General features: G+C 69.3%; 11 protein-coding genes. 5 read left to right on the plus strand and 6 right to left on the minus strand.

The window, feature by feature from the left end; all coding sequences use genetic code 11:
- Positions 1-205: 205 nt before the first annotated feature.
- Positions 206-838, plus strand: coding sequence for a CCXG family PEP-CTERM protein (locus AC3WQY_RS07765; RefSeq protein WP_492707198.1), 633 nt, complete (start codon positions 206-208; stop codon positions 836-838).
- A 16-nt stretch (positions 839-854) separates the two neighbouring features.
- Here AC3WQY_RS07765 and AC3WQY_RS07770 read toward each other — a convergent pair whose 3' ends face one another.
- Positions 855-1391 carry a hypothetical protein gene (locus AC3WQY_RS07770; RefSeq protein WP_492707200.1) on the minus strand — a complete coding sequence of 179 codons (537 nt, stop codon included), beginning with the start codon at positions 1389-1391 and terminating at the stop codon, positions 855-857.
- 193 nt (positions 1392-1584) lie between these two features.
- Here AC3WQY_RS07770 and mfd point away from each other — a divergent pair, with 193 nt between their 5' ends.
- Entirely contained in the window at positions 1585-5049 is a 3465-nt protein-coding gene (mfd, locus tag AC3WQY_RS07775; protein WP_492707202.1) for a transcription-repair coupling factor, read from the plus strand.
- A 5-nt stretch (positions 5050-5054) separates the two neighbouring features.
- Positions 5055-5765 (plus strand): phosphoserine phosphatase SerB, encoded by a 711-nt coding sequence (gene serB / locus AC3WQY_RS07780; protein WP_492707204.1) that lies wholly within the window; start codon positions 5055-5057, stop codon positions 5763-5765.
- A gap of 6 nt (positions 5766-5771) precedes the next feature.
- Here the strand turns inward: serB and AC3WQY_RS07785 are convergent, their stop codons facing one another.
- Positions 5772-6842 (minus strand): PEP-CTERM sorting domain-containing protein, encoded by a 1071-nt coding sequence (locus AC3WQY_RS07785; RefSeq protein WP_492707206.1) that lies wholly within the window; start codon positions 6840-6842, stop codon positions 5772-5774.
- Between the two features lie 249 nt (positions 6843-7091).
- Between AC3WQY_RS07785 and AC3WQY_RS07790 the strand changes: the two genes are divergently transcribed.
- Positions 7092-7814, plus strand: a complete 723-nt coding sequence (locus AC3WQY_RS07790) for a substrate-binding periplasmic protein (protein ID WP_285231507.1) — start codon at positions 7092-7094, stop codon at positions 7812-7814.
- 7 nt (positions 7815-7821) lie between these two features.
- Here AC3WQY_RS07790 and rraA read toward each other — a convergent pair whose 3' ends face one another.
- Genes rraA through AC3WQY_RS07810 form a run of 4 tightly spaced genes read right to left on the minus strand, consistent with a single transcriptional unit; the run spans position 7822 to position 11571 of the window.
- Entirely contained in the window at positions 7822-8322 is a 501-nt protein-coding gene (rraA, locus tag AC3WQY_RS07795; RefSeq protein WP_492707209.1) for a ribonuclease E activity regulator RraA, read from the minus strand.
- Between the two features lie 19 nt (positions 8323-8341).
- A complete protein-coding gene (locus AC3WQY_RS07800) occupies positions 8342-8572 on the minus strand; it encodes an RNA-binding S4 domain-containing protein (RefSeq protein ID WP_285231505.1) in 231 nt (76 codons plus the stop codon).
- Positions 8559-10301 (minus strand): thiamine pyrophosphate-binding protein, encoded by a 1743-nt coding sequence (locus AC3WQY_RS07805; protein ID WP_492707212.1) that lies wholly within the window; start codon positions 10299-10301, stop codon positions 8559-8561. The genes AC3WQY_RS07800 and AC3WQY_RS07805 overlap by 14 nt, the downstream gene beginning before the upstream one ends.
- Before the next feature lie 22 nt (positions 10302-10323).
- Positions 10324-11571 carry an MFS transporter gene (locus AC3WQY_RS07810; RefSeq protein ID WP_492707214.1) on the minus strand — a complete coding sequence of 416 codons (1248 nt, stop codon included), beginning with the start codon at positions 11569-11571 and terminating at the stop codon, positions 10324-10326.
- A gap of 69 nt (positions 11572-11640) precedes the next feature.
- Here AC3WQY_RS07810 and AC3WQY_RS07815 point away from each other — a divergent pair, with 69 nt between their 5' ends.
- Positions 11641-12498, plus strand: a complete 858-nt coding sequence (locus tag AC3WQY_RS07815) for an AraC family transcriptional regulator (RefSeq protein ID WP_492707216.1) — start codon at positions 11641-11643, stop codon at positions 12496-12498.
- Positions 12499-12591 lie beyond the last annotated feature (93 nt).

Here is a 12591-nt window from a genome sequence, read left to right on the forward strand (position 1 = left end):
CAACGAGTGGGCGCCTTTGGGGGCCTCACCCGGTGGGGGCGGGGGGCGGGGGGCGACGCCGCGCGGCGGTGAATTAGTTCACGCCACGGGCGCTCGCATCGGCGCCCTCCCCCGCGCCTGGGGGGCGGTTCGTGGGTTTCGTCACTGAGATAGGGCGCACGCGGCGACGATACTCGCGCCAATCTTCAACACCAGACCACACACCATGAAGCGCCGCCTGCTCGCCATCGCCTCGTTCGCCATCGCCTGTGGCGCCCAAGCCAGCGTCATCAGCTTCGAGACCGCCACCTCGGGTGCCGGAGCGCAGGCCAGCGCGGCGGCCTATCTCAGCGTCGTGAGCGGCGCGATGGCCGATGCCAGCCATCAGCAAACGGTGCTGAGCCTGTATGACGGCGTGAGCAACCACTCGGTGTTCGGCGGCAGCGTCAGCAACGTGGCCTATATGTCGACCATCGACTTCGGCGTCAGCGATGCCCTGGCCGGCCTGTGGTCGCTGCGCGCCGGGGTCGACTTCGGCCACGGCGGCGCCATATTCCTGGACGGCGTCGCCTTGGGCTACAAGAGCACCGATATGTGGTGGGGCGGCAGCTACGCCGATGTGAACCAGTCCTTCCAGTTCAGCAACGTCAGCATCGCCGCTGGCAATCATCAGCTCAAGATCGTGGGCCTGGAAGGCTGCTGCGATGGCGGCACGCAGGCGCAGTTCGCCACCAACGGCCGCAGCTTCCAGACCTTTGGTGCCGACGACGGCCTGGTGCAGCGCCTGCCCGAGCCCGGCACCCTGGCTCTGTTGGCGGGCAGCCTGGGAGCCTTTGGCCTCAGCCGCCGCAAGCGCTGAAGCGCGGCGCTTTCGCCTAGATGCCCTTCGCCACCAGGCGCAGCAGCTGGAAATGCACGCCCGCGCTCTTGGGCTGCACTGAGACCATGCGGAAGTCCTTGTCGGTGCCCACCTTGTAGACGCGCGAGCCGGGCTTGGGCGTTTCGTCGCCACAGCTCAGGGCATCGTCATCGCCGCGCTTGTGCTTCGCAGCGCGCCTGGGCTGAGGCTTGCTGCAATCCAGCACCTCGCCGTACTGCGCCAGGGCGTCCTGGTAGAACGCCGCCACCGTCTCCAGTGCATCGCCGCTGGCGAATTTGCGCACCTGCAGCTTGAAGCCGAGGCTGCCACCCCACAGGCCCAGGGTCACGGCCGCCTTGTCGTCGGCCTTGTCGCGCTGCTCGGTCGCGCCCGGGTAGGCGGGCAGACCGATCTCGCTCAGGGAGGCCTGCTCGCGCAATTCCACCCCGGCCTTGAAGCCCTCCGCCTGGGCCGGCAGGGCCACCAGGCAGGCGGCGCTGAGCAGGGCAAGGCCGAGGGTGGGGGCAAACAGATGGCGGCTGGCGCTTGGCATGGTGAGTCTCCTTGGCGGGCCCCGCCACCAAGCGGCTGCCCATGGCTGCGCACTCTAGGGAAGATGGCGGCTGGCAGCAGCCGGCTTGCGACCAGTTGCACGCTGCGCGGCATGAGCGGCATGGACGTCGCACGGCGCGGCGTCCCTACAATGGCGCCAGGCCCCGCTTCGGGGCTGAACTCATTTGTGCGCCATGCAGCTGCCCCTGATCTCCCCCGGCAAGAAATTCAACCAGCCCCGCCCCACCGGCTCGGCCGATGCCCTGCTGCTGGCGCGTTTCATCCGCCAGCAGCGCGAGGCCGGCCGGCTCAGCGCCATCGTCACCGCCGAACCGGGCGATACCCAGCGCCTCGAAGACGAGCTCAAGTTCTTCGCCCCCGAGCTGCGCGTGGCGGTGTTCCCCGACTGGGAGACCCTGCCCTACGACACCTTCAGCCCGCACCAGGACCTGATCTCCGAGCGCCTGGCCACGCTCTGGCAGCTGCTGCAGTCGCAGGGCAAGCCCATGGACCAGCGCGAGGTCGATGTGGTGCTGCTGCCCGCCACCACGGCCCTCACGCGGCTGGCACCGCCGAGTTTCCTGGCCGCCACCACCTTCAATTTCAAGCTCAAGCAGCGCCTGGACGAGGCCAGCCTGAAGTCCCAGCTGACCCTGGGCGGCTACAGCCATGTGAGCCAGGTGGTCTCGCCGGGCGAGTACGCGGTGCGCGGCGGCCTGATCGACCTGTTCCCGATGGGCTCGCCGGTGCCCTACCGGGTGGACCTGTTCGGCGACGAGGTGGACTCGATCCGCACCTTCGACCCCGACAGCCAGCGCAGCCTCTATCCGGTGCCCGAGGTGCGCCTGCTGCCCGGCCGCGAGTTCCCGATGGACGAGGCGGCGCGCCAGGCCTTCCGCGCGCGCTGGCGCGAGAAGATGGACGGCGACCCGACCAAGTCGCGCCTCTACAAGGACATGGCCCAGGGCATCGCCACCGCCGGCATCGAGTACTACCTGCCGGTGTTCTTCGAGCAGACCGCCACCATCTTCGACTTCCTGGGCAGCGACTGCGCGCTGGCCCTGCATGGCGAGGTGGACGAGGCACTGAAGCGTTTCTGGACCGACACGCGCGAGCGCCATCGCTTCCTGCAGCACGACCCCGAGCGGCCGCTCTTGCCGCCCGAGGAGATCTTCCTGCCAGTGGAAGACTTCTTCAGCCTCACCCATGCGCATGCGGTGCTGGCGCTGCGCGGCAGCGAGCCGGTGGACTATGCCCGGCCCCTGCCGGATGTGAGCGTGGAGCGCGGCGCGCAGGAGCCGCTGGCGCGCCTGGCCGCGCACCTGAAGAGCACGCCGCACCGCGTGCTGCTGCTGGCCGAGAGCGAAGGCCGGCGCGAGAGCCTCTTGGAGCTGCTGCGCGACAACAAGATCGATCCGCCCTCGGTGTCAGGTCTTGCCGAGTTCGAGGCCTCGGACGAGAAGTTCGCCATCACCGCCGCGCCGCTGGCGGCCGGCTTCTTCTGGTACGAGCCGGAGGGTGGCAACGTCATCCAGCTCTTTACCGAGACCGAGCTCTTCGCCACCACGCCGACGACACGCCGGCGCCGCAAGCAGGAGCAGGTGAGCGACGTCAACGCGCTCATCAAGGACCTCTCCGAGCTCAAGGTGGGCGACCCGGTGGTGCATGTGAACCACGGTATCGGGCGCTACCAGGGCCTGATCAATATCGACATCGGTGACGGCGCTTCCGAGTTCCTGCACCTCGAGTACGCCGACAAGGCCACCCTCTATGTGCCGGTGGCCCAGCTGCACCTGATCAGCCGCTACACCGGCGTGAGCGCCGAGGAGGCGCCGCTGCACCGGCTCGGGTCCGGCCAATGGGAGAAGGCCAAGCGCCGCGCCGCCGAGCAGGTGCGCGACACCGCGGCCGAGCTGCTCAACCTCTACGCCCGCCGGGCCGCCCGCGAGGGCCATGCCTTCCGCTATTCGCCGCACGACTACGAGGCCTTTGCGGCCAGCTTCGGCTTCGAGGAAACACCCGACCAGCGCGCCGCCATCCATGCGGTGATCCAGGACATGATCTCGCCCAAGCCCATGGACCGCCTGGTCTGCGGCGACGTGGGCTTCGGCAAGACCGAGGTGGCGCTGCGTGCCGCCTTCGTCGCGGTGATGGGCGGCAAGCAGGTGGCGCTGCTGGCGCCCACCACGCTCTTGGCCGAGCAGCATTACCAGAACATCGCCGACCGCTTCGGCAAATGGCCGGTGAAGGTGGCGGAGATGAGCCGCTTCCGCTCGACCAAAGAGATCAAGGCGGCGATGGAGGGCCTGGCCGACGGCACCATCGACATCGTCATCGGCACCCACAAGCTGCTCTCGCAGGAGGTCAAGTTCAACCGCCTGGGCCTGCTCATCATCGACGAGGAGCACCGCTTCGGCGTGCGCCACAAGGAAGCGATGAAGGCGATGCGCGCCGAGGTCGACGTGCTGACGCTCACCGCCACGCCGATCCCGCGCACGCTGGGCATGGCGCTGGAAGGCCTGCGCGACCTCAGCGTGATCGCCACCGCGCCGCAGCGCCGCCTCGCCATCAAGACCTTTGTGCGCGCCGAGAGCAGCGGCACCATCCGCGAGGCGGTGCTGCGTGAATTGAAGCGCGGCGGCCAGGTCTACTTCCTGCACAACGAGGTCGAGACGATCGAGAACCGGCGCCAGAAGCTGGAGGAGCTCTTGCCCGAGGCGCGCATCATCGTCGCCCACGGCCAGATGCCCGAGCGCGAGCTGGAGCGGGTGATGCGCGAGTTCGTGGGCGGCAAGCACAACGTGCTCTTGTGCTCCACCATCATCGAGACCGGCATCGACGTGCCCACCGCCAACACCATCGTCATCAGCCGCGCCGACAAGTTCGGCCTGGCCCAGTTGCACCAGCTGCGCGGCCGCGTCGGCCGCTCGCACCACCAAGCCTATGCCTATCTGATGGTGCCGGACATCGAGGGCCTCACCAAGCAGGCGGCGCAGCGCCTGGAGGCCATCCAGGCGATGGAGGAGCTGGGCTCGGGCTTCTACCTCGCGATGCACGATCTGGAGATCCGCGGCGCCGGCGAGGTGCTGGGCGAGAACCAGAGCGGCAACATGATGGAAGTCGGCTTCCAGCTCTACAACGAGATGCTCTCGGAAGCGGTGCGCTCGCTCAAGGCCGGCAAGGAGCCCGACCTGCTCTCGCCGCTCTCGGCCACCACCGAGATCAATCTGCACGCCCCGGCCCTGCTGCCCGACGCCTATTGCGGCGACGTGCATGTGCGGCTCTCGCTCTACAAGCGCCTGGCCACGGCCGACAAGCCGGCGCAGATCGACGCCATGCTGGAAGAGATCACCGACCGCTTCGGCAAGCTGCCGGCGCAGGGCCAGACCCTGTTTGACACGCACCGCCTGCGCGTGCTGGCCAAGCCCTATGGCGTGGCCAAGATCGATGCGGCGCCCACGGTGATGAACATCAACTTCCGCCCGAATCCGCCCATCGACGCGATGCGCGTGATCGAATTGGTGCAGAAGAACAAGACCATCAAGCTGGTAGGCAACGACAAGCTGCGCATCGACAAGGCGCTGAGCGACCCCAAGGACCGCGCGCAAGCGATCCGTGAGGTGCTGCGCCTCCTCGGCAACCCGATCAAGCAAGACTGACAGATATGCAAGACCTGACCCTCGTGACCCAGGGCTTCACGCCCCCGCTGCGTTTGAGCGACTACAAGCTCGCCGCCTTCGACATGGACTCGACCCTGATCAATATCGAGTGCATCGACGAGATCGCCGATGCCGCCGGCCGCAAGGCCGAGGTGGCGGCCATCACCGAGGCCGCCATGCGCGGCGAGATCAGCGATTTCAAGGACAGCCTGCGCCGCCGCCTGGCCCTGCTCAAGGGAGTGCCCGTCGCGGCGCTGGAGGCCGTGCTGAAGGAGCGCCTGCGCTTCAACCCGGGCGCACGCGAACTCTGCGCCGCGCTCAAGGCCGCCGGGCTCAAGCTGGTGCTGGTGTCGGGCGGTTTCACCTTCTTCACCCGTTACGTCGCCGCCGAGCTGGGCATGGACTGGGTGCGCAGCAATGAACTGGAGATCGTCGAAGGCGCCCTCAGCGGCGGCCTGTTGATGCAGGCCTGGGGCGAGATCTGCGACGGCGAGGAAAAGCGCCGCATGCTGCTGCAATGCGCGGCCGAGATCGGCGCCCTGCCGGGCGAGTGCATCGCGGTGGGCGATGGCGCCAACGACCTGCCCATGATGGGCGCAGCCGGTCTCTCGGTGGCCTACCACGCCAAGCCCAAGGTGCGGGCGCAGGCCATGGTGGCGATCAACGAAGGCGGGCTGGACCGGCTGCTGAGCCTGTTCCAGCCCCGGGCCGCCTGACCGGGCTTAACGCCGGCGCCGCGCCAGAAAGCCCACCGCCACCAGACCGGCCAGCAACATCGCATAGCTGGACGGCTCGGGCACCTGCGGTGTGAAGCCGCCGCCGTTGTTGCCGAAGTCCCAGTTGGTGTTCTGCGCATCGACGGTGGCGGAATTGAACACGGTGCCAAAGATGCTCACCCCGCCCAGGCCGTCCTGCTGCGCGCCGGAGTCCAGCGAGGCGCCGTAGGGCAACTCGATCGAGCTGATCTTGCCGGTGTTGAAGAAGTCGGCCGAGCCATTCGACCAGGCCCAGTTGTACTGGTAGAGGTCGATCGAGAACGGCGTGCCGTACTGGAACAGCAGCTTCTTGAACACCGTCCTGGAGCCGCTCCAGTCGGGATCGCCGGCCGCCGCGTTGACGTAGAAATCGCTCTGGTAGCTGACGCCGGCGGTGTCGGTGAAGGACGAGTGCGCACGCGCCGTCAGGCTGGCCGAACTCGACCAGTTCGGATCGCTGAGACCCGGGAAGCTGCCATCCACCGTGAGGCCAACCAGGATGGCGCCATAGCTGCCCAAGGGCCGGTCCGCCGTGGGCGCGATATACATCTGCTGGCTCCACGAGGCATAGGCGTAGGCGCTCAGGTTGCTGTTGGGCGAGTTGGCCAGGTTCGCGCCCGCGTCCACGGTGCTGACCTGTATCGCGGTGCGCAGCTTCAGGCCATCGGCCTCGGCCTTGCCCTGGTAGGCAAAGCCGTACTGGCCGTTGCTGGTGACGATGTCGTAGATCGGATCGCCGGTGCCGCCATTGCCGGCCGGCACGCTGTAGTTGATGCTGGCCACGCCGGTGGAGGTCTGCCCGGCCTGCAGCCCGCGGTAGTCCGCGGGCAGGTTGAGCTGGAAGCTGACGTCGCCCAGCAAGGGGCTGGAATAGCTGGTGTAGATATAGCCGTAGACCTGCGCATAACTGCTGAAGCTCAGCTCGGGATTGGCACTCACGGCCGATGCGCCCAGCAGGATGGCCAGTGGCAGGGCCACACGCAAGTTCGAACGAGCCGCCATCGAGACCGCGCGCAATGCGCCGCAAATGTGCTGCATGCTGAACTCCCTGAGTTTGGTAGGTGCCGGCGCATCCTATGCCTCTTTGCAAGCCGCACGGGCCCCTAAGGCGTGGGACCGACGTCCCCTGTGCGGGCGACGGCTGCAGCGCTGGCGCGCGACCGATCGAGGCCGGCATGCGCCCAGTGCGGCCGGCTTCGCGCCGGCGCAGCACCTTGCCGCTATGCTGGCAGGGCGATGCCAGCCCTCGGAACTACTCGTTTGCGGCCCTGGCGCCCGGAGCAATGGGTGCTGGCAGGCTTGCTGTTCGCGGCCATCGGCGGCGCGACGTGCCGGGCGCAGGCGCCCGAGCGGCCCGAGCTGGTGTTCATCGCGCCCACCAGCAACACCCTGCCGCTGGCGGAATTCGAAGGCAACCGGCTGCGCGCCGGCATTCTGAAGGATCTGGGCGAGGCCATCGCCGCGCGCCTGCAGCGGCGCGCACGCTTTCTGCCCCTGCCCAGCCGGCGCGTGCGCGCGGCCCTGCGCGATGGTGAGGCCGATGGCCTCTGCTATGTGATTCCGGGCTGGCTCGATGGCCAGCACGACTGGAGCAGCGTCGTCATTCCGGACGCCGCGCTGCTGGCCGGCACGCAGCAGGCGCCCGAGCTGGCGCAGTTGCAGGAGCTGGAGGGCCAGGCGATCGGCACGGTGGTGGGCTACCGCTACCCTGAGGTCGAAGCCCTGCTGGGCGCGGGCTTTGTGCGCGACGACGCCCCCACCATGCTGGCCAATCTGCGCAAGCTGGCGGCGCAGCGCCTGCCCTACGCCCTGGCCGAGCGCACCTCGCTGGCCTACTTCCTGCGCCAGCACCCCGAGGCCGGGCTCAGGACCGTGCTGACGCTCGGGCGCATCGACGCGCGCTGCGCCTTTTCACGCAAGGCCAGGCTGCCATTCGGCCAGGTCAACCAGGCCATCGACGACTTGCTCGCCGATGGCTCGGTGGAGCGCATCCTGTCGCGCTATCGCTGAGGGTGGGTCAACGCAGCGCCCGCGCGCTGATCACCACCCCGTCGGCATCGGCATACAGCCATTCGCCCGGCCGTATCCAGCAGCCGTGCAGTTGCAGCGGTAGGTCCGCCGAGCCCTGGCCCTGGCGATCGGTGGGCATGGGCACATGGCCCAGCGCCAGGATGCCAGTCTGGGCCTGGCGCAGCTCGGCCAGGTCGCGCACGCAGCCATGGATCAGCAGGCCGGCCCAGCCGTTGCGCGCGGCCGCCGCCGCCAGATTGCCGCCCAGCAGGGCGCGCTGCATCGAGGCGCCGCCGTCCACCACCAGCACGCGGCCCTGGCCGGGGCTTTCCACCGCGGCCTTCACCAGGCTGTTGTCGTCCAGGCAACGCACCGTGCTGATGGGGCCCGCAAAGCTGTCCAGCGCACCATAGCTGCGGTACAGGCCGCCAGGGATGACGCGGAAGTCGCCGCTGGCATCGTTCTTGTGCGCATCGCAGAAGTCGCAGGTCGAGAATGGCTGCGCCATGGGCAGGCCTCCAGATAGGTCAAGCTTGGGTCGGATCGGCCAGCACGCGCACCTGGGCGCCATGCAGGCTCACCACCTGGCCGGCGCGGATCTTGGCGGTCTTGCGTGCCTCGGGCCGGCCATCCACCTGCACCATGCCCTCGGCCACCATCATGCGGGCGCGCCCGCCGCTCTCGGCCAGGCCGGTGGCCTTGAGCAGGCTGTCCAGCGGGATGAACTCGCCGCGCAATTCGAAATCAATCTTTTCCATGCCCCGATTGTCCCAGACGCTGGCGCGCCGCCTCGCGGATGCTGCTCAGCGTGGCCCGGCTGGTCGAGACGTCGGTGGCCAGGCGCAGATGGATCAGCGTCGGCTTGCCGGCCTGCAGTGCCGCATCCAGCGCCGCCGCGAACTCCTCGGTGCGATCGACGCGTGCGGCGGCCCAGCCATAGGCCAGCGCCAGGGCGGCGAAGTCGGGGTTGAAGAGATCGCTGCCCGAGACCCGCCCGGGGTACTCGCGCTCCTGGTGCATGCGGATGGTGCCGTAGGTGCCGTTGTCCACCACCACGCTGATGAGCTTGCGCGCGCCATAGCCGGTGGCGGTGGCGAGCTCCTGCCCATTCATCAGGAAGTCGCCGTCGCCGGCGATATTGACCACCCAGCGCTGCGGATCCAGCAGGCTGGCTGCCACCGCGGCCGGCAGGCCATAGCCCATCGCGCCGCTGGTGGGCGCGAGCTGGGTGCGGCCATGCTGCTGCAGCGCCGGGTATTGATGGAAGCGGTGCAGCCAGCCGCTGTAGTTGCCGGCGCCATTGGTGAACACCGTGCCCTCGGGGCAGCGGCTGGACAGCAGCTTCACCACCTCGGCCATGTCCAGCGGGCTCACCGCCTGCGGCACGAGATTGGACTGGTAGTCGGCATGGGCCTGGGCGGTCCAGTCGCCCCAAGGCAGCGAGGGCGGCGCGGCCAGGGTTTCGAGCGCCTGGGCGGCACAGGACATGCTGGCATTGATGAGCAGATCGGCCGCATAGACGCGGCCCAGCTCCTCCGCGCCGGCGTGGATGTGCACCAGGGTCTGGGCCGGGCGCGGCGCCTGCAGCAAGGTGTAGCCGCCGGTGGTCATTTCGCCCAGGCGCGGGCCGATGGCGATCACCAGGTCGGCCTCGCGCACGCGCGCCGCCAGCTTGGGATTGATGCCGATGCCGACGTCGCCGGCGTACTGCGGATGGCGGTTGTCGAACAGGTCCTGGAAGCGGAAGGCGCAGCCCACCGGCAACGCCCAAGCCTCGGCAAAGCGCTGCAGCGCGGCGCAGCTCTCGGGCGTCCAGCCGCCGCCGCCGGCCAGCACGAAGGGGCGCTTGGCGGCCAGCAGCTTCTCGCGCAGATCGGCCAGGGCGGCCGGCGCGGGCCAGGCCTGGGCGGCCTCGGCGCGCGCCAGCACCGGGGCGCTGGTGCTGCGCGTCAGCATGTCCTCGGGCAGCACCAGCACCACCGGGCCGGGCCGGCCCTGCATGGCGGTATGGAAGGCGCGCGCCACATACTCGGGCAGGCGATCGGGGTCGTGCACCTCGCCCACCCACTTGGCCATGCCCAGGGTGCCGGGGCCGAACATCTGGCGGTAATCGACCTCCTGGAAGGCCTCGCGGTCGCGCTGGTCGCTGGCCACCTGGCCGATGAACAGCACCATGGGCGTGGAGTCCTGGAAGGCGGTGTGCAGGCCGATGCTGGCATTGGTCGCGCCGGGGCCGCGCGTCACGAAGCAGATGCCGGGCCGGCCCGTCAGCTTGCCCTGGGCCTCGGCCATGAAGGCCGCCCCGCCCTCCTGCCGGCAGGCGATGAAGCGAATCTGTTCACGATGCTCGTGAAAGCCGTCCAGCACGGCCAGATAGCTTTCGCCGGGCACGCCGAAGGCGCTGTCCACGCCCTGGGCGATGAGGGCCTCGACCAGCGCATGGCCGGCCAGTCGGGACGAGGGGGTGTTGGGGGTAGTCGTCGTCATGCCGGCGACTGTAGCGCCGGCTTCAGGCGCTTTTCCTGCGGACAAGCCCCACCATGCTGGCCGCCATGATGCCCATCAACAAAGCGATCGCCGCGCCGTAGAAGATGCCGCCCGCCAGGCCGCGGTCCATCAGCGCGCCGAAGATCGGCGCGGCCACTGCAAAGCCCACGTCCAGGCCCGAGTACACCGTGCCATAGACCCGGCCGGTGGCGCCGGGCGGCGCCGCGCGCTTGATCAGCATGTCGCGCGAGGGGCCGGCCAGGCCGGTGCCAAAGCCCGCGAGCGCGGCGACGCCGGCGGCCAGCAGGGGCGGCAGCAGGCCGGTGGCGGCCAGCACCAGGGCCAGGGCCGCGCCCGCCATCGCGATCGAGATATTGCGCTCCAGGCTGGCCGAGCGCGCCACCCAGAAGCCGCCGATGAACATGCCCAGCGCGCCGCTGAGCATATAGCCCGTCACCACGAAGGCGGTGGCCTTGATCGGCAGGCCGTAGAGGCTGGCCAGGGCCGGGCTGGCAAAGCTCTGGATCGCGCTCAGCGCCGCGGTGGTGAAGAAGAAGAAGGAGAAGCACAGCCACACCGAGGGCAGGCGCAGAAAGGCCATCGGGTGCTCCTCCTTGAGCGCCGCGGCGCCGGCCTTCTCATGCGCCCACTCGCCCTGGGCATCGTCGATGGCGTCGCGCTTGAGCGCCAGCAGGCCCATCACCGCCAGCGCCACCAGGGCCGTGCCCAGGTAGGCGACACGCCAGTTGCCGCTCAACTCGGCAATGCCGATGGAGAACACCGGCGCGATGGCCCAGCCCAGATTGCCCGAGATGCCGTGCACCGAGAAGGCATGGCCCAGGCGCGGCGGCGAGACGCGCTTGTTGAGGATGGTGAAGTCCACCGGATGGAAGGGTGAGTTGCCCAGGCCGGCCAGCGCCGCGGCCAGCATCAGGCCCATGAAGCCGCCGGCCAGGCCCGCCGCCACCGAGGCGAGCACGAAGCAGCCGAGCGCGGCGAACAGCACCGGGCGCGCGCCGGTGCGGTCCACCAGAAAGCCGGCCAGGGCCTGGCCGATGCCGGAGATCACGAAGAAGGTGGTGACTAGGAGGCCCAGCTCGGAATAGCTCAGGCCGAAGTCGCGGATGAAGGCCGGGAACAGCGGCGGCAGCAGCATGTGGAAGAAATGCGAAGTGCCATGCGCCAGACCGATCAGGACTATGGTGCTGAAGTCCTTGCGCGCGGCCTCGGCCGCGGCCGGCAGGGAGAGGGTTGCGGTATGCGTCGTCATGGCCACGATATTGGCAGGATGAACGCGGCCGGGTTGCGATAGTTCGCCAATTTCTGTTGAAATCCGGCCATGAGCCCAGTCAAGCCCCGCCCCGCCCCGCCGCGCGCGCGCACCAGCGTGCCGCCCCTGGACCCGCTGCGCTATGCCCCCAGCACGGAGCGGCCGGTGCGCGCCAAGGCCCGGCTGATGGCGCACCACATGGACATCCAGGCCCATCACCACGACTGGGGCCAGCTGGTGTTCTCGATCAATGGCGTGGTGCGTGTCAACACGGCGCACGCCACCTTTCTGGTACCCCCCTCGCGCGCGGTGTGGATACCGCCGCGCGTGGTGCACGCGGTGACGGCGGTGGAACGCTGCGACCTGCGCACGCTCTATCTGCATGGCAGCGCGGGCGAGGCCGGCGGGGCCCAGGGTGTCTGGGCCGACTCTCGCGTGCTGGAGGTGTCGCCGCTGCTGCGCGAGCTGGTGTTGCAGCTGGCCATACACCCGGAGGATCCCGAGGGCCCCGCCACCACGCCGCAGGACCAGGCACGCGAGCGCTGCATTGCCAGCCTGGTGCTGGACGAGCTCGGCCGCGCCAGCAGCCTGCGCCTGGGCGTGGACCTGCCGCAGGACGCGCGCCTGCGCAAGCTCTGCGAGGCCGTGCTGGCCAACCCGGTGCGGCATGCCGCGCTGGCCGACTGGGCCGCCGAGGTGGGGGCCAGCGAGCGCACCATCTCGCGCCTGTTCCGCGAGCAGCTGGGCAGCAGCTATGCGCAATGGCGCTCGCAGGCGCTGCTGGCCCATGCCCTCGCGCTGGCGGCGCGCAAGCGCCCGATGAGCCTGATCGCGGCCGAGCTGGGCTATGGCAGCGCCAGCGCCTTCACCGCCATGGTCAAGCGCACCGTCGGCATGCCGCCGAGCCGCTTCTTTGCCGAGGCCTGAATCAATCGTGAGCCCCCACGCTCACTTCGTTTCACTGCCCCCCACGGGGGCTTCAGCCGCCTTGAGGCGGCTCGGCGGCGGCTGCGCCGCGGC

It is taken from the genome of Roseateles sp. FW301-B2 (genome assembly GCF_058788955.1).

Coding starts and splice junctions, on each gene's coding strand:
- AC3WQY_RS07770 (WP_492707200.1), bottom strand. CDS start 1,391: ATGCCAAGCGCCAGCCGCCATCTGTTTGCCCCCACCCTCGGCCTTGCC.
- rraA (WP_492707209.1), bottom strand. CDS start 8,322: ATGGCGCAGCCATTCTCGACCTGCGACTTCTGCGATGCGCACAAGAAC.
- serB (WP_492707204.1), top strand. CDS start 5,055: ATGCAAGACCTGACCCTCGTGACCCAGGGCTTCACGCCCCCGCTGCGT.
- AC3WQY_RS07810 (WP_492707214.1), bottom strand. CDS start 11,571: ATGACGACGCATACCGCAACCCTCTCCCTGCCGGCCGCGGCCGAGGCC.
- AC3WQY_RS07805 (WP_492707212.1), bottom strand. CDS start 10,301: ATGACGACGACTACCCCCAACACCCCCTCGTCCCGACTGGCCGGCCAT.
- AC3WQY_RS07800 (WP_285231505.1), bottom strand. CDS start 8,572: ATGGAAAAGATTGATTTCGAATTGCGCGGCGAGTTCATCCCGCTGGAC.
- AC3WQY_RS07765 (WP_492707198.1), top strand. CDS start 206: ATGAAGCGCCGCCTGCTCGCCATCGCCTCGTTCGCCATCGCCTGTGGC.
- AC3WQY_RS07785 (WP_492707206.1), bottom strand. CDS start 6,842: ATGCAGCACATTTGCGGCGCATTGCGCGCGGTCTCGATGGCGGCTCGT.
- mfd (WP_492707202.1), top strand. CDS start 1,585: ATGCAGCTGCCCCTGATCTCCCCCGGCAAGAAATTCAACCAGCCCCGC.
- AC3WQY_RS07815 (WP_492707216.1), top strand. CDS start 11,641: ATGAGCCCAGTCAAGCCCCGCCCCGCCCCGCCGCGCGCGCGCACCAGC.